This window comes from Rhizohabitans arisaemae, assembly GCF_025996515.1.
Taxonomy (GTDB): Bacteria; Actinomycetota; Actinomycetes; order Streptosporangiales; family Streptosporangiaceae; genus Rhizohabitans; species Rhizohabitans arisaemae.
Window position 1 is genome coordinate 92,443 of sequence record NZ_BLRH01000005.1, and the last position, 20,155, is coordinate 112,597.

The following is a 20,155-nucleotide window of genomic DNA, read 5'->3' on the forward strand; positions in this document are numbered from 1 at the left end:
AATGGTTATATTCTGGAAGTGAGATGGTCTGGGATTAAAGAGCCAATTGACGAAAGTGGCCTGATGAATGGTGGGCAACGATCGATCAGCGCCGCCCAGCTCGCGCGCCTGACCTCGATCAACGCGGAGGCGAGACCGTACTATCGCGCCCTCGCCGACGCCGTACGCGCTCTGATCATGGACGGGCGGCTCCCGCTGCACGTCAGACTCCCCGCCGAGCGGCATCTCGCCGAGGCCCTCGGCGTCAGCCGCACCACCGTCACCGCCGCCTACGACCGGCTCCGGGAGGGCGGGCACATCGAGAGCCGGCAGGGATCGGGGAGCTGGACCGCGCTCCCCGCCGTCGTGGCGCCGGGTGCCGGCCCCTGGGCGGTCCCGGCCGACGACTCCCTGATCCAGTTGCAGGCCGCCGCGCCGCCCGCCCCCGCGATCCTGCGCACGGCGATGGCCGAGGCGTTCGCCGACCACGCCGAGTACGAGCCCGGCATCGGCCTTGAGCCGCTGGGGGTGCCGGCGCTCCGCGAGGCCGTCGCGTCCCGGTACACCGAACGCGGGCTCGCCACCCGGCCCGACCAGATCATCGTCACCTCAGGCGCCCAGCAGGCCGTCACCCTGCTGATGAACCTGCTGGCCGGCCCGGGGGACCCGGTCCTGGTGGAGTCGCCCACCTACCCGCACGTCTTCGACATGATCCGCCATCGGGGCGCGCGGATCGTTCCCGTCGGGGTCGGCGACGACGGCTGGTCGCTCGACCTGCTGGGCAGCGCGATCCGGCAGGCCGCGGTCCGGCTCGCCTACCTGATCCCCGACTTCCACAACCCCACCGGCCTCCTCATGGACGACGCGGACCGGGCCGCGCTGGTCGCCCTGGCCCGGCGGCACGACACCACCCTGCTGGTCGACGAGTCCTGGGTGGAATGCGGCATCGACGCCGGCGCGACGGCGACCCCGCTGGCCTGTTTCGACCACGACGGCCGGGTGATCTCCATCGGCTCGGCCGCCAAACTGTGGTGGGGCGGTATGCGCATCGGGTGGATCCGGGCCACCGCGGCGATGATCCGGAGGATCGCCGACCATCGCGCCGTGGTCGACATCGCGAGCCCGCTGTTCGAGCAGCTCGTCGTGGCCCGGCTGTTCGCCCGGATGGCCGAGTCCAAGGCCGAGCGCATCCCGGCCCTGCGCGCCTCCCGGGACACCCTCACCGAGGCCCTCCGCACCGAGCTCCCCGGCTGGAGCTTCCGCACGCCGAGCGGCGGCGGGTTCCTGTGGGTGCGGCTCGACGGCCCGGTGGCGACCCAGGTCGCCGAGGAGGCGGCCCTGCGCGGGGTACGGCTGACGCCGGGTCACTGGTTCGGTGTGGAGGGGACGCTCGAGCGCTATCTGCGGCTGCCCTTCACCCAGCCCCCCGCGGTGCTCGCCGACGCGGTACGGCGAATCGCGAGTGCCCACGCCATGGGACCGTTCACCCCGCCCCGCTCACTCAGCCCAACCGTGTGATCTCCCACCGGGCCGTACGGCGTCCGGAGCGGGCGGTCCTCAGGTCTTGTCGAGGCCGCGGGCGATCGGGGCGCGCCAGCCGTACCGCATGGCGGCCAGCCGGAGCGCGAAGCCGAGGAGCGCGGCCCCGAGGGTGAGCGGGAAGCCGTAGGCGCCGAGGCGGAAGGCGATCGTCACCGCGACCGCGCTGAGCAGCGCGGGCAGGATGTACAGCTGCCGGTCGTACAGGACGTTCGGCACCTCGCCCGCGAGCACGTCCCGCAGGATTCCGCCGCCGACGGCCGTGCAGACGCCGACGATCATCGCGTGGACCGGCCCGAGTCCGAAGGTGAGGGCCTTCAGCGTGCCGCTCGCGGCGAACAGGCCGAGCCCCGCCGCGTCGAACACCAGGACGGCCGGCATGAGCCGGGTGACGTGCGGGTGCCAGAAGAAGGCGATGCCGGCGGCGATCAACGGCACCACGACGTAGCCGATGTCGGTGAAGGCGGCCGGGGGGACCGCGCCGATGACGAGGTCGCGCAGGATTCCGCCGCCGAGAGCGGTGATCTCGGCGAGGACGGCCATCCCGACGACGTCCAGCCGCTTGCGCACCCCGAGCAGGGCACCCGAGATGGCGAAGACGAAGATGCCGACGAGGTCGAGGACGGCGGATGCGATCACGCGCCGAGATTATCCTTCCGCGCCCGGTACGGCGCGCGCCTGCGGCTTGGGGAGGGAATGGCGTTCTGTGAGGTGTCGATGGCCGGTCCATTGCGGAGCCGCTTCTAGCGTCGTGATCAACGTCGAAGGAGGGGGACAAGGGTGAAGGACATCGTGATGGTGGTGGCGGCGTCGGTGGCGTTCGCGGCTCCCGCGCACGCAGCGGCGGAGACCGGCCCGGAGATCAGGTCGGTGACGGTGCGGCCGGATACGCCGGTGGTCTACGACGGGGGCTCGGTGCGGGTGGTGGTCGAGGTCGTGGCACGAGGGGTGACGGAGAAAGGGGTGAAGATCACCGTGGAGCCGGATCGGCGCGGCAAAGCGTCCCCGGCACCGAGGCCGACGCCGAGGCCGACGGTGCAGGCGACGCCGGTGGTCTCCTCGTCGCCGTCCCGGACGGGGCGGCGGTCGAGCGGGGAGTGGCAGACGTGGCGGTTTCTCCCGGCCAAGGCCCTGGACAAGCGGTATCCGCCGGGCCGCTGGACGGTGACGGTGACCGCCACGGACGACGCGGGGACGTCGGCGACCCGGAGCGTGCACTTCTGGCTGAAGCGCAACGCCGGGATCACGGGTTTCTCCGCGGATCCGGAGCCGGTCCGGCGGAACGGCCAGCTGACGCTGCGGGGAAGGCTCACCCGGCTGGAGCCGTCGGTGCACGGCGGGTACGTGAACTGGGGCGGTCAGCGCGTCTACATCGAGTTCCGGGAGCACGGGGGTGAGACCTGGGAGCGGGTCGCCTCGGCGGTCACCGAGCGTGACGGCCGTTTCACGGTGACGTTGCGGCCGATCGAGGACGGGACCTGGCGCGCGGTCTTCCCCGGGACGGTGGAGTACGCGATGGAGATCAGTGAAGGGGACGCGGTGAAGACGCGCTGACCTGCGTCAACCACATCCAGGCAAACCAAAAGTAAGATTTTTTTCCCGATTTAGCAACTTTTCTGAGGTTTAGGTCGTCTCTTACGTAGACGCGGCCCGCCCGGGCCGTGTGTGTGTCTACGGGGAGAGGAACACCCTCATGTTCAAACGCCTCGCTGTCGGCCTGACGGCTGCCGCGGTAGGCGGGTCGGTCATCGCCGGCTCCCTACCGGCCATGGCGGAGCGTACGCCCGTCCCGGTCAGTGTGGATATCGTGCGGGTTCAGCCGGATCCGGTGGTCGTCAAGGGGAACAAGACCACCTATGTCTCGATCGACGTGCTCGCCAAGGGCTACAAGGACGTCGAGGTTTCGGTCAAGCCGGACGGCGTGTACACCATTCAGTCGCACGAGGAGAGCCGGTGGCGTCGGCACGGTGACTGGCTCCGGTTCACGGCCGAGTTCGACGGCAACGACCCCAAGGGCCGGTGGATCGCCACCGCCACCGCGGTCGACGCCAACGGCAAGAAGGTGACCGACGACCACCGGTTCACGGTCGAGCACGAGCCGGTGGACGAGGAGCTCGACACCCGGATCGTCGGCTTCGACGCCGGTCCCGAGCCCATTCGGAAGAACCGGACGCTCCACATGAGCGGCCGCCTCCAGGCCTACGACCACGGCTGGGAGGGCTACGAGAACCAGGAGGTGGAGATCTACTTCCGCGCCAGCGGCTCCAGCACCTGGAAGTACATCACCCGGACCGAGACCCGTTGGGACGGCCGGTTCTGGGCGAAGGCCCGCGCCACCAAGAGCGGTACCTGGCGCGCGGTCTTCGACGGCAACGACGAGGCCGAGGACTCCCGCAGCGTGGGCGACTTCGTCCACGTCCGCGGGTGGAACCCCATCCCGCGTTGACCTTCGGCTGATCCACGGGATCTGACGGGTTGAGATCCGGCTCGCGCGGTTGCGCGGGCCGGATCTCTCGTTTTAATAACATTGCCCACCTTTGAGACAACCTTTACCAAGTCTTGAGCGTCTATGACGTTAGGCGCGGCTCATTCACGAGCCGCGTTGGTTCAACGGGGAGAGGAAGATCCTCATGTTGAAACGCATCGCCACCGGTTTGGTGGCGGCTGCTGTGGGCGGCACGGTGCTCGGGGTGGCAGCTCCGGCGACGGCTTCGCCCGACCCGGGTCCCGTCATCGGGAACATCTCGGTCAACCCCGACCCCGTGGTCATCCGTGGCTGGGATTCGGTTCAAGTCGTCGTCACCGTGAACACGCGTGGCGCCGACCGGGTGTCCGCCGACATCTCTCCGGCGGGGGGCGGCACGCCGCTCTCCACCAAGAGCGATGATCCGGTGCCCGACCTGCCCAGGGGCGTCGTCGAGAAGCCCACGGGTCACGGGGACTGGAAGCGGTCGGTGTTCTCCTGGACCCTGGATCGGAATGACCCGGCGGGACGGTGGAACGTCAACGTCACAGCCCGTGGCGCGGACGGGAAGGTCGCCAACGACGGGCGGTCCTTCTATGTGAAGCACGTCTCCAAGCGGTACCCGCACCCGACGGGGCCTCGGGAGACCAAGCTCTCCTTCGACGCCTCGCCCGAGCCCGTGAAGAAGGGGTCGTGGCTCAAGCTCGCCGGCCGTCTGACGGTCAGTGACTGCTACGGCCGCTACGGCTGGGACGACTCCGCCTGGGAGTGGGACGGCTGCCGCGACGACGACTACGTCGACGGCAACGTCCACGTCTACAACTTCGGCGGCTGGCACGGCTGGCGGGGTTACGGCAACCAGGATGTGGCGCTCTTCTTCAAGCCCGACGGTTCGCACCGTTGGCAGCACGTCGACACCGTTACCACGAGCTGGAAGGGCTACTTCCAGACCAAGGTACCGGCGTGGAAGTCGGGCACGTGGAAGGCCGTCTACAAGGGTCACCGCTGGGTTGACGACGCTGTCGCCTACGACCACGTCAAGGTCTACCGGCACTAACCCACAGCACTGAGAGGCGCCCGGTCCCCGCAGCCCGCGGGGACCGGGCGTCTTTTTGTGCCGGTACGGGCTTCGCCCCGTTCAGCCGCCCGCGAGCAGGTTGACCGCCGCGCGGAACACCACGGGAAGGCGGTGCGCCGCGGGGACGATGAGCCGGGCCGAGGCGGGGTGCCGCCGCGCGGTGAGCAGCGCCCCGGTGAGGACCCGGTGGAGCAGGGAGAGCCGCCGCCACGCCCGCTCGTACCCCTCCGGCCGTCCCGCCCGCAGACAGCCGACGAGGGCGCGGGCCGAGTGGAGCGCCAGCGAGATCCCCTCCCCGGTGAGCGCGTCCACGTAGCCGGCCGCGTCCCCGACGAGCAGCACCCGCCCGGCCACCCTGGTCCGGGCCCCGCGACGGAGCGGACCGGCCCCGAGGACGCGGGAGGGGACCGACCCGCCCAGCCGGTCCAGCAGCCCGGGGAAGTCCGCCAGATGCTCGGGGTAGCCGCGCCGCCGGGCGCTGAGCACGGCCACCCCGACCAGGTCGGGGCCGACCGGGGTCACGTACGCCTCGCCGGCCGCCGCCCAGTGCACCTCCACGAAGTCGGTCCAGGGCTCCGTCCGGTAGTGCCGCCGCAGGCCGTACCGGCGGGGTGCGGGGACGGGCAGGTCGAGCCCGAGGCCGGCGCGGAGCGGGGAGTGCAGCCCGTCGGCGGCGACGAGCCACCGGGCGCGCAGCCCGGCGGCCTCCACCCGGTCCGCGTACTGCCGTGGTCCGGTCACCCGGCCGGGGACCGTCCGGACCCCCAGGTCGGCGGCGCGGCGGGCGAGCGCGGCGTGCAGGACGGTACGGCGGACGCCGAGCCCCGCCCCGTCCCGGAAGTCGGCCTGGACCTGCCGGCGGCCGTCGAGGTAGCGGATCCCGCGCAGCGGCCGTCCGTCCGGCTCGACGCCGATCGCCCGGAGTCCGGCGGCCCCGCTCGGCATCAGGCCCTCGCCGCACGCCTTGTCGACCGGCCCCGGCCGGGGTTCGACGACGACGGCCTCCATCCCGGCGAGGGCGGCGTGGATCGCGGTGGCGAGTCCGGCGGGCCCGCCGCCCGCCACGAGGACGTCGATCACGCCGGAGCCGTGCCCGCCGCGGCGAGGGCGGTCTGCTCGCAGCGGATCCGGACCACCATGAGGGCGGCGTTGCACACGGTGAAGACCACCGCGGTGAGGTAGGCCCCGTGCACGAGGGGGAGCGCGGCGCCCTCGACGGCGACCGCGACGTAGTTCGGGTGCCGGAGCCACGGATACCGGTACGGGCCCGCGGTCACCAGGGGGAGTCCCGGCACGACGATCACCTGGGTGTTCCAGCGCGGCCCGAGCGCGCGGACACACCACCAGCGCAGCCCCTGGGCGGCGATCACCAGGGCGAGCATCGGCCAGCCGAGCGCGGGCGTGAACGGCCGGTCGGCCAGGGCCGTCTCGGCCAGGCATCCGGCGAGCAGGCCGGTGTGCAGGGCCACCATCCACGGGTAGTGGCCCCGTCCGCTGATCCGGGCGCCCCGGGCGAGGCTCCACCCGGTGTTGCGCCGGGCGACGACCAGCTCGGCGAGGCGTTCCAGCCCGACCAGGGCGAGGAGCACGGGATACCACGGCGACATGGGCACCTACCAGCGGAGGAGGACGAGTTCGGAGCAGAAGCCGGGACCCATCGCGAGCAGGAGCCCCGGGGTGCCCGGCGGCGGGGGCCGCAGGGCGAGGGTGTCCCGCAGGACGTACAGGACCGACGAGGAGGAGAGATTGCCGATCTCGGCGAGGGAGCGCCAGGTCAGCTCCAGCGCGTCCGCGGGCAGGTCCAGGGCCTCCGTGACGGCCTCCAGGACCTTCGGGCCGCCCGGATGGCAGACCCAGGCGGTGACGTCCCGCGTGGTGAGGCCGTGGTCGGCCAGGAAGGCGCGCACGTCCGCGGCGAGGTGGGTGCGGACCAGGTCGGGGATCCCGGCGTCCAGCACGATTCGGAAGCCGTCGTCGCCGACGTCCCACCCCATCGTCCGCTCGGTGCCCGGGTACAGGCGGCTCCGCGTGTCGACGACGACCGGGCCCGGGGCCGCCTGTCCCCGTTCGGCCCCGAGCGCGACCACGGCGGTGGCCCCGTCGCCGAAGAGCGCGGACCCGACGAGGTTGGCGGTGGAGACGTCCTCGCGCTGCAGGGTGAGGGAGCAGAGTTCCACCGAAAGCAGGACGGCCGCGTGGCCGGGCCTGCCGAGCAGGTGGTCGTGGAGCCGGGCGATCCCCGCGGCCCCGGCGACGCAGCCCAGCCCGAAGATCGGTAGCCGCCGCACGTCGGGGCGGAACCCGAGCCGCCCGGCGATCCGGGCGTCGATCGAGGGGGCGGCGACGCCGGTCACCGAGGTGAACATGATCAGATCCACGTCCCGGGGACCGAGCCCCGCCTCCTCCAGCGCGGCCGAGACCGCCTGGGTGCCGAGGTCGAGCGCGGTGGCGATGAAGGCGTCGTTGGCGGCGCCGAAGCCGTCGAGTTTGGCGTAGTCCGCCAGGGGCAGCGCCAGATTGCGGGTCCGGACGCGGGCGCTCGCGTGCAGACGGTCGAGCAGCCGCCGGTCGGTTCCCGGGGGCAGGCAGAGACGGGCGAACGCGTCGGTGATCTCGGCTTGGGAGTGGCGATTCGGGGGAAGGGCACCGCGGACGGCGGCGATACGGGTCATGGGCGTTCCCAACCGGCGGGCAGCTGACACCTCCCTCATGCCCCACCGGACGCATGCGCACCCCTGATTCCGCGTCCGTCACGTGATCGTTGTGGTGTGCGGCCGCGTGGGCCGTGACGATCGGCCGCCGACGGCCTACGATCGTCCCCGTGCTTCAGCGTCCGGCCGCGGGGCCCGTGCTCTCCGGCCTGGTGAAGGCCTGCCATCCCGGGCCGACCGCGGCGGTGACCGTCCTCGTCGCCACGCTCGCCGTGGTCGCCGGGCACGGCGCCGCGGGCACCGCGCTCGTCGCCGCCGCGGTGCTCGTCGGCCAGCTCTCGGTGGGCTGGTCCAACGACGCGGCCGACGCGGCGCGGGACGCCGCCGCCGAGCGGGCCGACAAGCCGATCGCGACCGGGGCGGCCGACGTCCGGACGGTGCGCGCCGCCGCCCTGGCGGCGCTCCTGCTCTGCGTCCCGCTCTCGCTGGCGGTGGGCCCGCTCGCGGGCGCCGTCCATCTGGCCGGGGTCGGCGGGGCGTGGGCGTACAACCTCGGCGTGAAGGCCACCCGGCTGTCCTGGCTGCCGTACGCGGTGGGCTTCGCCGCGCTGCCCGTCTTCGTCACCCTCGGCCTGCCCGGGCAGCCGTGGCCCCGCTGGTGGGTCGTCCTGGCGGCGGCGCTGCTCGGCTGCGGGGCGCACCTGGCCAACGTGCTGCCCGACATCCCGGCGGACCTCGCCGCGGGCGTCCGGGGCTGGCCGCAGCGCCTGGGCGCCGCCCGGGTCCGCGCCGCCGTCCCGCTTCCCCTGCTGGCCGCGACCGCCCTGCTGGTGTTCGGCCCGCCGGGACCGCCGGAGGGTACGGGCTGGGCCGGGCTCGTCCTGGCGGCCGTGCTCACCGGGGCGGGGGTGCTGCTTGGCGGGCGCTCGCCCCGGGCACCCTTCCTGGCAGCCGTCGCGGTGGCCGCGGTCGCCGTACTCCTGCTGCTCGCCGACGGGGCCGCACCCACCGCACGCTGACGTCGGATGCTGATTGTGTGGTGAATTGTCGGAGTTGTGGTAGCGCTGAACCAAGGAGTCCGGCTGGGGGATGTCCACCCCGTCGACGAGGTCCGAGAATGGGTGGATGCCGGCGTCGGATACGGAATTGGACGGATCCGCGATCTGGAACAGTGCGGATCCGCTTCGTGATTGACCCCTGACGACCCGGCATTCTTCTAGTTGCCCGCGATAAACGAGGAAAATAGAACAATTGGGACCGAGATGTGATTTGTACGGCTAAGCAGCGATAGAAGAGCCAACTGAAGGAAGGGGTCGCCGATGACGGGCTATGCGCGGTGGCGGGACATCCGGGGTGAGCAGGTCGAGCGAGCGGGCGGTGAGCAGGCCGCGGCGATCGGCAAGGAGGCGCTGCTCGCCGAGGTGCTGGGCCACCGGCCGGCGGAGATCCGGCGCACCCGTGGGCTCACCCAGCGGGAAGTCGCCGAGCGGATGGGCGTCACCAAGGGCCGGGTGTCCCAGATCGAACAGGGCAAGGTGTCCGGCCGAGAGGTCATGGTGCGCTACATCGAGGCGCTCGGCGGTCGGCTCCAGGAGGCGGTGTACTTCGACGACGGGGTCGTGGCGTCCATCGCGTGACCCCCGCCGCGTCACCCGCGGAGGGCTAAATGGGTTGCCCCGGGGCGGTCGTCTCTGGCGTCATGGAGTCATGTTCACCGAGACGCATTGGAAGGCGCCGGTCCGCATGTGGGCGGACCCCGCCGAGATCGAGTCCGCGGCGATGGATCAGTTGCGTAACGTCGCGAACCTGCCATGGACCCATGGTCTGGCGGTCATGCCGGACGTGCATTACGGGATGGGCGCCACCGTCGGCTCGGTGATCGCGATGCGTGACGCGGTGTCCCCCGCCGCGGTCGGCGTGGACATCGGCTGCGGGATGACCGCGGTGAAGACCTCGCTCCGGGCGGAGCAGCTGCCCGACAACCTCGGATACCTGCGGTCCAGGCTGGAGCAGGTCGTCCCGGTCGGCTTCGGCATGCACAAGCGGCCGGTCGACTTCACCGACCTGCACGGGCTCAAGACGACCGGCTGGCGGGAGTTCTGGAAGGGCTTCGACGAGCTCGCGCCGGCCGTACAGGACCGGCGGCAGCGCGCCCAGGCCCAGATGGGGACGCTCGGGGGTGGCAACCACTTCCTGGAGGTGTGCGTCGACGACGACGGCGCCGTCTGGGTGGTCCTGCACTCGGGGTCGCGCAACATCGGCAAGGAGCTGGCCGAGTACCACATCGGGGAGGCCAAGCACCTGCCGCACAACCAGGATCTGCCCGACCGGAACCTCGCCGTCTTCGTGACCGGCACCCCGGAGATGGAGGCGTACCGCAGGGACCTGTTCTGGGCCCAGGACTACGCGCGGCGCAACCGGGCGGTCATGATGGCCCTGGTACGCAACGTTCTGATCAAGCACTTCCCGGAGATCCTCTTCGGGGAGGACATCTCCTGCCACCACAACTACGTGGCGGAGGAGATCTACGACGGGGTCGGGTTGCTCGTCACCCGTAAGGGGGCGATCCGTGCGGGTAGCGGAGATCTTGGTATCATCCCCGGGTCGATGGCTACCGGGACCTACATCGTCCGCGGGCTCGGAAACGAGCGTTCGTTCAACTCCGCTTCGCATGGGGCGGGGCGACGGATGAGCCGGACGAAAGCGAAGAAGACCTTCAGCCTGCAGGATCTTCGTGAGCAGACCGAAGGGGTCGAGTGCCGTAAGGACGCCGGGGTCATCGACGAGATCCCGGGGGCCTACAAGGACCTGGAGTCGGTGATGGCGGCGCAGACCGACCTGGTCGAGGTGGTCGCCCACCTCAGGCAGGTCATCTGCATCAAGGGCTGACCGGCCGCACGTCGCGACGGGTGGGCCGATTCGGGGGCACGGCCGACCGGTGGCTTGTCGGCACGACGAAGACGGGCGGCGTGCCGAGGCCCCGCGATGGCGGGCCCGTCCGGGCCGTGCACGGGGTACCCCGTGCACGGCCCGCCGTATTTCCCCGGCGTCCACCCCGCGGTTGGGAATTCTCCAAATTAGACGGGTAAAACGGTTTAACCTCGCCCCTAAAGAAGTATTCGGTCTGGCGGAAGAAGGCCAAGCATCGAATAATCGGGGGATTTGTCGGAGTGATTCTTGAATTCGCCGTGCACAATGCGGATGCTAGCGGCATGACCGCAACCGCGTGGATCCGCGCGGGTTCCGCTGGATTCTCGTGAACGAGAGGAATCTCCCCATGGCTTCCGTGCTCAAGCGGGCCGCCCTCACCCTCGCCGGAATGGCATTGGCCGCCACCTCGGCGGTGGCCGCGGCGGGACCGGCCTACGCCTTCCCCCCGATCTCCGTCGGCGAGAGATGCGGGGTCTACGCGGCCGCCCCGCAGGGAGGTGGCGGCGGCTTGTACATCTACTACAAGAACTGCCGGACCACGGACTGGGAGTCGGTCCGGGTCACCTACCACGCCAACCCGGCGGTGATGCGCTGTCTCCCCCCGGGCATCACCTACTTGGGCCACAACACCAGCACCAGTAACCCCGGCTACATCCTGTGGGCGGGTCGCAACGGCCTCTGCCTCATCGTCGACTGATCCGCGGGGGGAGTGGCCCCCGAAAGCCCGGGGGCCGCTCCCCGCCGTCATGATCCGTCGGTGTCCGGCCGTACGCTGGGGAGTATCCCTCGACATTGGAGGTCGCCCCGGTGCTGGTCGATTCCTTCGGACGGGTGGCGACGGACCTGCGGGTGTCGCTCACCGACCGCTGCAACCTGCGGTGCGTGTACTGCATGCCGCCCGAAGGGCTCCCTTGGCTGCCCAAACCGGAACTGCTCACCGACGACGAGGTGATCCGCCTGGTGAGCCTGGGCGTGCGGCGGCTGGGCATCGCCGAGGTGCGCTTCACCGGGGGTGAGCCGCTGCTGCGCCGGGGACTGCCCGGCCTCGTGGCGGCGACCTCCGCGCTCTCCCCCCGCCCGGAGATCTCCCTCACCACCAACGGGATCGGGCTGGAAAGGCTCGCCGCGCCGCTCGCCGAGGCGGGACTGGATCGGGTGAACGTCTCGCTGGACACCCTGGACCGGGACGTCTTCGTCCGGCTCGCGCACCGGGACCGGCTCGCGGACGTCCTGGCCGGGCTGGCGGCCGCCGCGGCGGCGGGGCTGACCCCGGTCAAGGTCAACGCGGTGCTGATGCGCGGGATCAACGACCACGAGGCCGTACCGCTGCTCAGGTTCTGCCTGGAACACGGGTACGACCTTCGGTTCATCGAGCAGATGCCCCTTGACGCCCAGCACGGCTGGCGCCGCGAGGACATGGTCACCGCCGACGAGATCCACCGGGTGCTGGCCGGATCGTTCACGCTCACGCCCGACGACCCGGCGGAGCGGGGCAGCGCTCCCGCCGAGCTGTTCCTGGTCGACGGCGGCCCGGCCCGGGTCGGGGTCATCGGCTCGGTGACCCGCCCGTTCTGCGGTTCCTGCGACCGGGTGCGCCTCACCGCCGACGGGCAGGTGCGCAACTGCCTGTTCGCCACCGAGGAGTCGGACCTGCGGGGGGCGATGCGGGCGGGTGTCGACGACGACGAGCTGGCGGCGCGGTGGATCGCCGCAGTCGGCCGCAAGCGGGCCGGTCACGGCATCGACGACCCGGCGTTCCTCCAGCCCGACCGCCCGATGTCGGCGATCGGCGGCTGAGCGGTGTGGAGCCCTTCGACGCGGTGATCCTGGCCGGCGGCCGCGCCCGCCGGCTGGGCGGGGTGGACAAGCCCGGCCTGACGGTCGGCGGGCGGTCCCTGGCCGAGCGGGTCGCGTCGGCCGTACCCGGCGCGCGGCGGCTGATCGTGGTGGGCCCGGAGCGGGGCATCCCGGGGGCGCGTCACACGCGGGAGGACCCTCCGGGGGGCGGGCCGGTACCCGCGCTGGCGGCGGGGCTCGCGCTCGTGGATGCACCGTGGCTGGCGCTGCTCGCGGGTGACCTGCCGTTTCTGTCGGCGGACCACGTCGACGCCCTGCGTGCCGCCGCGGGGAGCGCCCGCGGCGCGGTCCTGACCGACGACACCGGCCGGGAACAGTGGCTGATCGGCGTGTGGCGGACCGGGGTGCTGGGCGCCGCGGTTGCCGCGTACCGGGGTGACTCGCTGCGCGGGCTGCTCGCGCCGCTGGATCCGGTACGGCTGGCGCCGGCCGGGCGGCTTGCCTGGTTCGATTGCGACACACCTGAGGATGTGGAGCGGGCGAGGAGAGAGCATGGACGAGCTGGATGAGTGGACGGCCCTGGTCTGCCGGGAGCTGGGCCTGGACCCCGACGAGGCCGATCTGGCGGAGATTCTGGAGCTGACCCGCGAGGTCGCGCACGGGGTGGAGCGGCGGGCCGCCCCGTGGACGGTCTATCTGCTCGGTCTGGCCCAAGGGAGGGGATCGGCGCCGACCGACGCGGTGGACCGGCTGACGGATCTCGCGCGGGGTCGGGAGCCGCAGCACGGCTGAGAAAACTTGACCGGATTTTTACCTGAAAATAGAGGCGACGCCGGGTGGTTACGGGGGCAAACCACCCGGCGTCGCGTTCATCGGCGTTCCGACGGGGGCCCGGAACGCCGGCACAAGCGCTCCGACGGGGGACCAGAGCGCTTATCTAAAGCGTACACCTAGTCCCCGTGGTATGCGTCAAGAGTTCGTCACGACCCGATCTCGCGTCGATGCAGTGGTATCTCGTTTTGGTCAGGTTCCTGGGGTGTGTAGACCGACAGATCGGGCGTATTGCTTGGCTCGCGCCCCGCGTTGGCAAAGATCACGGCAAAATACGGCAAGAAGATCGCGCCCGCGGCGAAAGCCCATCGCAGCCAGCCGTCGACCACGACGATCATCAACAAGCAGACGATTCGGATCCCCATCTGGATCAGGTATCGCCGTTCACGGCGTCCGATGTCCTCCGTGAGCGACGGCTGCGCGTCGGTCACCGTGTAGACCTGCGGACGCTGCCTCCACAACCTCACACCTCCACGGTATTCCGCGGCCCCCTCGGTGTCACGCCCGGCCCGTGCGACCATGGAGGGATGACTGACAGGACCTATCGCGTCACCGAAGTCGTCGGAAGCTCTGGGGAGAGCGTCGACCAGGCCATCCGCAACGGCGTCCGCCGGGCCTCGCAGACCCTGCGGCACCTGGACTGGTTCGAGGTGACCGAGATCAGAGGGCAGATCGTCGACGGGGAGATCGCCCACTTCCAGGTGGGGATGAAGCTCGGCTTCCGCCTGGAGGAGCCGAGCTGACCTTTCTCCGGCGGGGTGGCGTCCCGGCGGCCGATCGATCACACTTCACACCATGGGGATCCCGGGGACATCCCGACGCCGGCTCCTGGTGACGGGCGCCTGCGTGGCCGCGGTCGTCGCGGCCGTGACCTTCGTCGAGCCGTCGCGGCCTAAAGGGTCCGACCCCGGGCCGCCGGTTTCCGCGGCGGTGGCCGAGCCGGCCGGGGAGGACGGGGTGCTGCGGCAGAGCCGAGCCGAGATCAAGGCCACGGTCGCCGGATTCCGCAAGGTCGACGACCACCCCCTGTACGAGATGACCTACCACGGCGGATACGACCGGGAACGGGAGGTGACCGCCGACCGGCTGCGACGCAGCACGCGGGACTGGGCGTGCTCGCTCTTCGTCTCGCACGGCGCGGCCCCGGTCTACGGCCGCAACTTCGACTGGCAGCGGAGCCCGGTCCTGGCCGTCCGCTCCGATCCCCCCGACGGATACTCCTCGTTCTCCCTGGTCCACCTCGCGGTCCTCTTCGACGACCCGGCCGCCGCCCTCGCCCTCGACGACGCCGCGACCCGCACCCGCCTCGCCCACGCCGTGCTCATCCCCTTCGACGGGATGAACGAGAAAGGGCTCGCCGTCGGGATGGCCCAGGTGCCCGAGGGAGGGGTTCCGGCACCGGATCCGGCTCGGCCGACGGTGAACAGCGTCCGGATCATCAGGATCATGCTCGACCAGGCCGCCTCCGTCGACGAGGCGATCGCGCTGTTCCGCCGGTACAACGTCGACTTCGCCGGCGGGCCGAAGATCCACTACCTGGTCGCCGACGCGACCGGGAAGTCCGCGGTCCTGGAGTTCAGCGACGGCGAGCTCAAGGTGCTGCCCGGTACCGGTACCTGGCAGGCGGCCACCAACTTCACCCAGGCGGAGACCCCGCCCGCCGACTGGCGCGCCGATCGCCGGTACGGGCTCGCGGCGCGGAGACTGGAGCGGGGCCCACTCGACTGGAAGGGGGCGATGAACCTGCTGGAGCAGGTGTCCCAGCATCACACCCGCTGGTCGGTCGTCTACGACCTGAAGGGGGGCACGGCCCGGGTGGCCATGGGCAAACGCTACGGAACCGTGCACACCTTCAAACTCGCCGACCTCGACCCCTGACGCCGGGCGGCGTCGATCAGGAGGCCTGGCTCACCGTGGACATGTGGAAGTCGGGGATCCGGATCGAGGGCATCGCCGTCCGGGTGAAGTAGTCGTTCCACTCCCGGGGCAGGGTCCGCTCGCTCCGGCCCGTCTCCGCCAGGCGCCCGAGCAGGCTCACCGGGCTCTCGTTGAAGCGGAAGTTGTTCACCTCGCCGACGACCTCCCCGTTCTCCACCAGGTAGACCCCGTCCCTGGTCAGCCCGGTGAGGAGCATCGTCTGGGGGTCCACCTCCCGCATGTACCACAGGCAGGTGAGCAGGAGCCCCCGGCCGGTCGAGGCCACCATGTCCGCCAGGGACCGGCCGCCGGCCGGGCCCTCCATGAGCAGGTTGTCGATCGCCGGGGTGACCGGGAGCCCGGTGAGCCCGGCCGAGTGCCGGGTCTGGAGCAGGGCCCGCAGCTCGCCGTCGGCGATCCAGTCGGTCGGGCCGAGCGGTGTGCCGTTGTCGAAGACCGAGGTGTCCCGGCCGGAGGTGTGGGCCACCGTGAAAGGCGCGCACTCCAGACCGTCGGCGCAGGGGTCGCTGTACAGCCGGACCGGCGTCGTCGCGAGCCGGTCTCCGACCCGGGTCCCGCCGCCGGGCCGGGAGAACGCGGTACGGCCGTCGGCGGCGTCCCTGGCCCCCGCGCTCCAGTACAGATAGATCATGAAGTCGGCAACGGCGCTCGGCGGGAGCAGCGTCTCGTAGCGGCCCGCGGGGAGGTCGATCCGGCGCGACGCCCACTCCAGCCGGGTGGTCAGGCTCGCGTCCAGCGCCGCGACGTCGACGTCGCGGAAGTCGGTGGTGGCGACCCCGGTCCAGGCCGAGCGGGTCATGTCCGGGGACTTGGCGTTCAGCTCCAGCCGCCCGGTGGGCTGGTCGTGGCGGAGGCGCAGCCCGCGCGAGCTGCCGAGGAACGTCGTGGTGACCGAGTGCTCCGCGAAGCCGTACAGCCGGCGTCCCCGGGCCTCGGCGTCGGCGAACACGTCACCGAGGGCGGGGGCGAACGTGCCGAAGACGCCGATGGAGGTCGGCAGGGCCGGTTCCGCCCAGGAGGCGGAGGAGCCCATGCCGGACACCGGCGGCTGGACGTCCTCGGCGGGTGCGGCGTCCTTGGCCGCGGCGTCGGCGGCGGCGACCAGGTCGGCGAGCTGATCGCCCCGGACCCCGGAGCGGGAGATCACCCCGACGCCGGAGCCGACGATCGAGATCACCGTGAGCTGGGAGGAGTGGGCGACACCGTTGGTCGTGAGCGTGTTGCCGGCGAAGCGCAGGTTCGCGGTGGAGCCGACGTCGGCGATGACGACGCAGTCGTCGGCGCGGGAGAGTGCCAGGGCCCGCTCGACGGCCTCCTGCGGTGCGTGGATCGGCGTCATCGGCCGCCCTCCTGAACGGTGTTAAGGATCTTGATGTCGCGGAAGAGGGCGGACGGGCAGCCGTGGCTCACCGGCGCGACCTGGCCCGGCTGGCCCTTGCCGCAGTTGAAGGCACCGCCGAGCACGTAGGTCTGCGGACCGCCCACGGCCTCCATGGAGCCCCAGAAGTCGGTGGTGACGGCCTGGTAGGCGACGTCGCGCAGCTGGCCGTCCAGGCGCCCGTCCCTGATCCGGTAGAACCGTTGCCCGGTGAACTGGAAGTTGTGACGCTGCATGTCGATGGACCAGCTCTTGTCGCCCACGATGTAGACGCCCCGATCCACCCGCGAGATCAGCTCCTCGGTGGAGGGACCGTCCGGGGCCGGCCGGAGCGAGACGTTGGCCATGCGCTGAAGCGGCATGTGGCCGGGGGAGTCGGCGAACGCACACCCGTTCGACGCGCCCAGCTCCTTGAGGTGCGCCATTCTGCGGTCGAGCTGGTAACCGACGAGGATCCCGTCCTTGACGATGTCGAAGGTCTCGGTACGGACGCCTTCGTCGTCCCAGCCGATCGTGGCCAGGCCGTGTTCGGCCGTACGGTCACCGGTGACGTTCATCGGCTTCGAGCCGTACCGCAGCTCGCCGAGGCGGTCGAACACGGCGAAGGAGGTCCCCGCGTAGGCGGCCTCGTAGCCGAGGGCGCGGTCCAGCTCGGTGGCGTGGCCGATCGACTCGTGGATCGTCAGCCACAGGTTGGACGGGTGGATCACCACGTCGTAGGAGCCGGCCGCAACCGACGGCGCGGCGAGCTTCTCGGCCAGCAGCTCGGGGATCTCGGCGAGTTCGCCGTCCCAGTCCCAGCCCGTCCCCGAGAGGTACTCGTAGCCGCGGCCGACCGGCGGGGCGAGCGTGCGCATCTCGTCGAAGACGTCGTTCTCCACCCGCATGGCGCTGAGGACCGGGTGGACCCGGACCCGCTGCTGGGTGGTGACGGTGCCGGCCCCGTCGGCGTAGAACTTCTGCTCCTTCACCTGCATGAGGGAGGCCTGCACGTGGTCCACCCGCCGGTCCCGCAGCAGCCGCTCGCTCCATTCGGTGAGCAGCGCGGTCTTGTCCTTGAGCGGGATGTCGAAGGGGTCGACCTCGTAGGCGGAGACCCAGGTGACGTCCCCGTACACCGGCTCGGGCGCGAGCTCGATCCGCTCCCGGTTCACCGCGGCGGCGACCCGGGCGACCTCCACCGCCTGCTCGGCGACGGCCGCGGCGGCGCCGGGGGTGAGTTCGATGCCGGCGGCGAACCCCCAGGTGCCGTCCTTCACCACCCGTACGGCGAAGCCGAGGTCGTCGGCGTCGATGGAGCCCTCCGGCCGGGCGTCGTAGAGGTGGAGGGTCTCCGCGCGCACGCGTTCGAGGCGGAAGTCCACGTGCTCCACGCCGAGCTCGCGGGCGCGCCCGATGGCCGCGTCCGCCAGGGATCGTAGGGGCAGTCCGAGAAAGTCGGGGTCGATCTGACGCATACTCGTGATCCTAGGCGTGGTTCCCCGCACCATTGGGGTGTGTTGCGGGGAACCGACAAAGAACCCGGATGAAACTTGCAAGATCGCACGTACGCGATTACCGACAAGTAGCCGATAGCCTCACCGCGAGGAAAGGGGTTGTGAATGAGCCGCTCTGCACTGGTCACCGGGGGAAACCGCGGGATCGGCCTGGCGATCGCCCGTGAGCTGGCCGCGGCCGGCGACTCCGTCGCCGTCACCTACCGGTCCGGCGAGCCGCCGGAGGGGCTTTTCGGGGTGCGGTGCGACGTGACCAGCGCCGAGGACGTGGACGCCGCGTTCGACAAGGCGGAGGCCGAGCACGGCCCGGTCGAGATCGTCGTCGCCAACGCCGGCATCACCAAGGACATGCTCCTCCTCATGATGAAGGAGGACGACTTCACCTCGGTCCTCGACACCAACCTCACCGGCGCCTACCGCGTCGCCAAGCGGGCCGCCCGGGCGATGATGCGCATGCGCAAGGGGCGGATCATCCTGATCTCCTCGGTCGTGGCCATGCTCGGCTCGGCCGGCCAGACCAACTACGCCGCCTCCAAGGCAGGCATGATCGGGTTCGGCCGGTCGCTCGCCCGGGAGCTCGGGCCCCGCAACGTCACCGTCAACGTCGTCACCCCCGGCTTCGTGGAGACCGACATGACGGCCGAGCTGGACCAGGCCCAGCAGGAGCGGATCCTCGGGCACATCCCCCTCGGGCGCTACGCCAAGGCCGACGAGGTCGCACGGGTGGTCAGGTTCCTGACGAGCGACGACGCCGCCTACATCACCGGAGCCGTCATCCCCGTGGACGGCGGCATGGGAATGGGACACTAATGGGACTTCTTTCAGGTAAGCGACTCCTCGTCACCGGCGTCCTCACCGACGCGTCGTTCGGCTTCTCCGTGGCCAAGCTCGCCCAGGAGGAGGGCGCGCAGGTGGTCCTCACCGGGTTCGGCCGGATGAGCCTGGTCGAGCGGATCGCCAAGCGGCTGCCCGAACCGCCCCCGGTGCTTGAGCTGGACGTCACCAACCAGGAGCATCTGAACTCCCTCGCCACCCGGGTCGGCGAACACCTGGACGGGCTCGACGGCGTGGTCCACTCGGTGGCGTTCGCCCCGCAGAGCGCCCTCGGCGGCAACTTCCTCAACACTTCCTGGGAGGACGTGGCGACCGCGGTCCACGTCTCCACCTACTCCATGAAGTCGCTCGCCGTCGCCTGCCTCCCGTTGATGAAGGAGGGCGGCTCGATCGTCGGGCTCGACTTCGACGCGACCGTCGCCTGGCCCGTCTACGACTGGATGGGGGTGGCCAAGGCCGGTCTGGAGTCGACCTCCCGCTACCTCGCCCGGCACCTCGGCCCGCAGGGGATCCGGGTCAACCTGGTCGCGGCCGGCCCGGTGCGGACCATGGCCGCCAAGAGCATCCCCGGATTCCAGGAGTTCGAGGAGATGTGGACGACCCGGGCACCGCTCGGCTGGGACCTTGGCGACCCGGTCCCCGCGGCCCGCGCCTGCGTGGCCCTGCTCTCGGACTGGTTCCCCGCCACCACCGGCGAGATCGTGCACGTGGACGGCGGCGTCCACGCGATGGGAGCCTGACCCGGCCGCTGAGCGAACGGCGCTCGACCTGGAGGTCGCCGCCGTCGACGGCTCGCACATCCGCGCGCTCCATATCGGGCCCTCACCGGTCGATCGGGGACGGCCCGGAGCCAAACACCACCTGATCGTGGATGTGGACGGCACCCCACCGGCGGCATCGGTGACCGGCGGCGACCGCCACGACGTCACACAGCCGTCTCCCGCCCATCCGCGGAGTGCGCGGCCGTCCCGGCACCTGTACGCCGATCACGGCCACGACCACCCCGGCGGCCGGTGATCCGCCTTTCGCCGGCGAGCGCGGGCGGCTCCGCACTCGGGGTGCGGTGACGGGGACGCGCCAGGGGCGGGTTTTCACGCGGCAGGGGTGCGCGGCAAGTCCCATGGGTCGTTGCCCCCGCTCATAGAGTAATGCCCTGAAATTTAGCAACTTTCGGGGCAACCTGTCCGGTTTCCTGCGTCCGGTCACAGATGGATCACCATCTGACGTAGACACCAAAAA

Annotated in this window: 23 protein-coding genes; 16 read left to right on the forward strand and 7 right to left on the reverse strand. The window is 71.1% G+C overall.

All coding sequences use genetic code 11. From position 1 onward, the window contains the following. Positions 1-63 precede the first annotated feature (63 nt). A complete protein-coding gene (gene yczR, locus RUR_RS00970; protein WP_283132901.1) occupies positions 64-1,497 on the forward strand; it encodes a MocR-like transcription factor YczR in 1,434 nt (477 codons plus the stop codon). A gap of 39 nt (positions 1,498-1,536) precedes the next feature. On the opposite strand, the gene RUR_RS00975 is transcribed toward yczR, so the two are convergent. Then, the gene (locus RUR_RS00975) at positions 1,537-2,157 is read right to left on the reverse strand and encodes a trimeric intracellular cation channel family protein (protein ID WP_283132902.1); all 621 of its coding nucleotides are present in this window, start codon (positions 2,155-2,157) and stop codon (positions 1,537-1,539) included. Positions 2,158-2,298: 141 nt separating this feature from the next. On the opposite strand from RUR_RS00975, the gene RUR_RS00980 reads away from it, so the two are divergent. The 3 genes from RUR_RS00980 to RUR_RS00990 all read left to right on the forward strand — a co-directional run bounded on the left by RUR_RS00980 (position 2,299) and on the right by RUR_RS00990 (position 5,039). Beyond that, positions 2,299-3,072, forward strand: a complete 774-nt coding sequence (locus RUR_RS00980) for a hypothetical protein (RefSeq protein ID WP_283132903.1) — start codon at positions 2,299-2,301, stop codon at positions 3,070-3,072. Positions 3,073-3,211: 139 nt separating this feature from the next. After that, positions 3,212-3,964: a hypothetical protein gene (locus RUR_RS00985; protein ID WP_283132904.1), complete on the forward strand. Its 753-nt coding sequence runs from the start codon at positions 3,212-3,214 to the stop codon at positions 3,962-3,964. A gap of 184 nt (positions 3,965-4,148) precedes the next feature. Further along, complete coding sequence (locus RUR_RS00990; RefSeq protein ID WP_283132905.1) at positions 4,149-5,039, forward strand: hypothetical protein; 891 nt, start codon at positions 4,149-4,151, stop codon at positions 5,037-5,039. 81 nt (positions 5,040-5,120) lie between these two features. Here RUR_RS00990 and RUR_RS00995 read toward each other — a convergent pair whose 3' ends face one another. The 3 genes from RUR_RS00995 to RUR_RS01005 are packed head-to-tail and all read right to left on the reverse strand — an operon-like array spanning position 5,121 to position 7,732. Next, entirely contained in the window at positions 5,121-6,140 is a 1,020-nt protein-coding gene (locus tag RUR_RS00995; protein ID WP_283132906.1) for an NAD(P)/FAD-dependent oxidoreductase, read from the reverse strand. Further along, positions 6,137-6,667: an isoprenylcysteine carboxyl methyltransferase family protein gene (locus RUR_RS01000; protein WP_283132907.1), complete on the reverse strand. Its 531-nt coding sequence runs from the start codon at positions 6,665-6,667 to the stop codon at positions 6,137-6,139. Before RUR_RS01000 ends, RUR_RS00995 begins: the two co-directional genes overlap by 4 nt. 6 nt (positions 6,668-6,673) lie before the next feature. Next, complete coding sequence (locus tag RUR_RS01005; RefSeq protein ID WP_283132908.1) at positions 6,674-7,732, reverse strand: type III polyketide synthase; 1,059 nt, start codon at positions 7,730-7,732, stop codon at positions 6,674-6,676. Between the two features lie 149 nt (positions 7,733-7,881). Here RUR_RS01005 and RUR_RS01010 point away from each other — a divergent pair, with 149 nt between their 5' ends. The 7 genes from RUR_RS01010 to RUR_RS01040 all read left to right on the forward strand — a co-directional run bounded on the left by RUR_RS01010 (position 7,882) and on the right by RUR_RS01040 (position 13,231). Next, positions 7,882-8,730: a UbiA family prenyltransferase gene (locus RUR_RS01010; RefSeq protein WP_283132909.1), complete on the forward strand. Its 849-nt coding sequence runs from the start codon at positions 7,882-7,884 to the stop codon at positions 8,728-8,730. A gap of 300 nt (positions 8,731-9,030) precedes the next feature. Continuing rightward, positions 9,031-9,348, forward strand: a complete 318-nt coding sequence (locus RUR_RS01015; protein WP_283132910.1) for a helix-turn-helix domain-containing protein — start codon at positions 9,031-9,033, stop codon at positions 9,346-9,348. Positions 9,349-9,418: 70 nt separating this feature from the next. After that, positions 9,419-10,600: an RtcB family protein gene (locus tag RUR_RS01020; RefSeq protein ID WP_283132911.1), complete on the forward strand. Its 1,182-nt coding sequence runs from the start codon at positions 9,419-9,421 to the stop codon at positions 10,598-10,600. 388 nt (positions 10,601-10,988) lie between these two features. After that, a complete protein-coding gene (locus RUR_RS01025; protein ID WP_283132912.1) occupies positions 10,989-11,339 on the forward strand; it encodes a DUF6355 family natural product biosynthesis protein in 351 nt (116 codons plus the stop codon). Positions 11,340-11,449: 110 nt separating this feature from the next. Next, complete coding sequence (gene moaA / locus RUR_RS01030) at positions 11,450-12,439, forward strand: GTP 3',8-cyclase MoaA (RefSeq protein ID WP_283132913.1); 990 nt, start codon at positions 11,450-11,452, stop codon at positions 12,437-12,439. Further along, positions 12,436-13,008, forward strand: coding sequence for a molybdenum cofactor guanylyltransferase (gene mobA / locus RUR_RS01035; RefSeq protein ID WP_283132928.1), 573 nt, complete (start codon positions 12,436-12,438; stop codon positions 13,006-13,008). The genes moaA and mobA overlap by 4 nt, the downstream gene beginning before the upstream one ends. Beyond that, positions 12,992-13,231 (forward strand): DUF6457 domain-containing protein, encoded by a 240-nt coding sequence (locus RUR_RS01040; RefSeq protein ID WP_283132914.1) that lies wholly within the window; start codon positions 12,992-12,994, stop codon positions 13,229-13,231. Before mobA ends, RUR_RS01040 begins: the two co-directional genes overlap by 17 nt. A 188-nt stretch (positions 13,232-13,419) precedes the next feature. On the opposite strand, the gene RUR_RS01045 is transcribed toward RUR_RS01040, so the two are convergent. Then, positions 13,420-13,701 carry a DUF3099 domain-containing protein gene (locus RUR_RS01045; protein WP_283132915.1) on the reverse strand — a complete coding sequence of 94 codons (282 nt, stop codon included), beginning with the start codon at positions 13,699-13,701 and terminating at the stop codon, positions 13,420-13,422. 96 nt (positions 13,702-13,797) lie between these two features. Between RUR_RS01045 and RUR_RS01050 the strand changes: the two genes are divergently transcribed. After that, positions 13,798-14,013, forward strand: coding sequence for a dodecin (locus RUR_RS01050; RefSeq protein WP_283132916.1), 216 nt, complete (start codon positions 13,798-13,800; stop codon positions 14,011-14,013). A gap of 52 nt (positions 14,014-14,065) precedes the next feature. Next, a complete protein-coding gene (locus RUR_RS01055) occupies positions 14,066-15,148 on the forward strand; it encodes a carcinine hydrolase/isopenicillin-N N-acyltransferase family protein (RefSeq protein WP_283132917.1) in 1,083 nt (360 codons plus the stop codon). A gap of 16 nt (positions 15,149-15,164) precedes the next feature. Here the strand turns inward: RUR_RS01055 and RUR_RS01060 are convergent, their stop codons facing one another. Both RUR_RS01060 and RUR_RS01065 read right to left on the reverse strand, forming a co-directional pair. Beyond that, complete coding sequence (locus RUR_RS01060; protein WP_283132918.1) at positions 15,165-16,547, reverse strand: metallopeptidase TldD-related protein; 1,383 nt, start codon at positions 16,545-16,547, stop codon at positions 15,165-15,167. Continuing rightward, on the reverse strand, positions 16,544-18,043 hold the full coding sequence (locus RUR_RS01065) for a TldD/PmbA family protein (RefSeq protein ID WP_283132919.1): 1,500 nt from the start codon (positions 18,041-18,043) through the stop codon (positions 16,544-16,546). Before RUR_RS01065 ends, RUR_RS01060 begins: the two co-directional genes overlap by 4 nt. Positions 18,044-18,187: 144 nt before the next feature. Here RUR_RS01065 and fabG point away from each other — a divergent pair, with 144 nt between their 5' ends. Genes fabG through RUR_RS36750 form a run of 3 tightly spaced genes read left to right on the forward strand, consistent with a single transcriptional unit; the run spans position 18,188 to position 19,933 of the window. Further along, a complete protein-coding gene (fabG, locus tag RUR_RS01070; RefSeq protein ID WP_283132920.1) occupies positions 18,188-18,892 on the forward strand; it encodes a 3-oxoacyl-[acyl-carrier-protein] reductase in 705 nt (234 codons plus the stop codon). After that, positions 18,892-19,656, forward strand: a complete 765-nt coding sequence (fabI, locus tag RUR_RS01075) for an enoyl-ACP reductase FabI (RefSeq protein WP_283132921.1) — start codon at positions 18,892-18,894, stop codon at positions 19,654-19,656. The genes fabG and fabI overlap by 1 nt, the downstream gene beginning before the upstream one ends. Next, positions 19,541-19,933, forward strand: a complete 393-nt coding sequence (locus RUR_RS36750) for a transposase (protein ID WP_428846888.1) — start codon at positions 19,541-19,543, stop codon at positions 19,931-19,933. The genes fabI and RUR_RS36750 overlap by 116 nt, the downstream gene beginning before the upstream one ends. Positions 19,934-20,155: the final 222 nt, after the last annotated feature.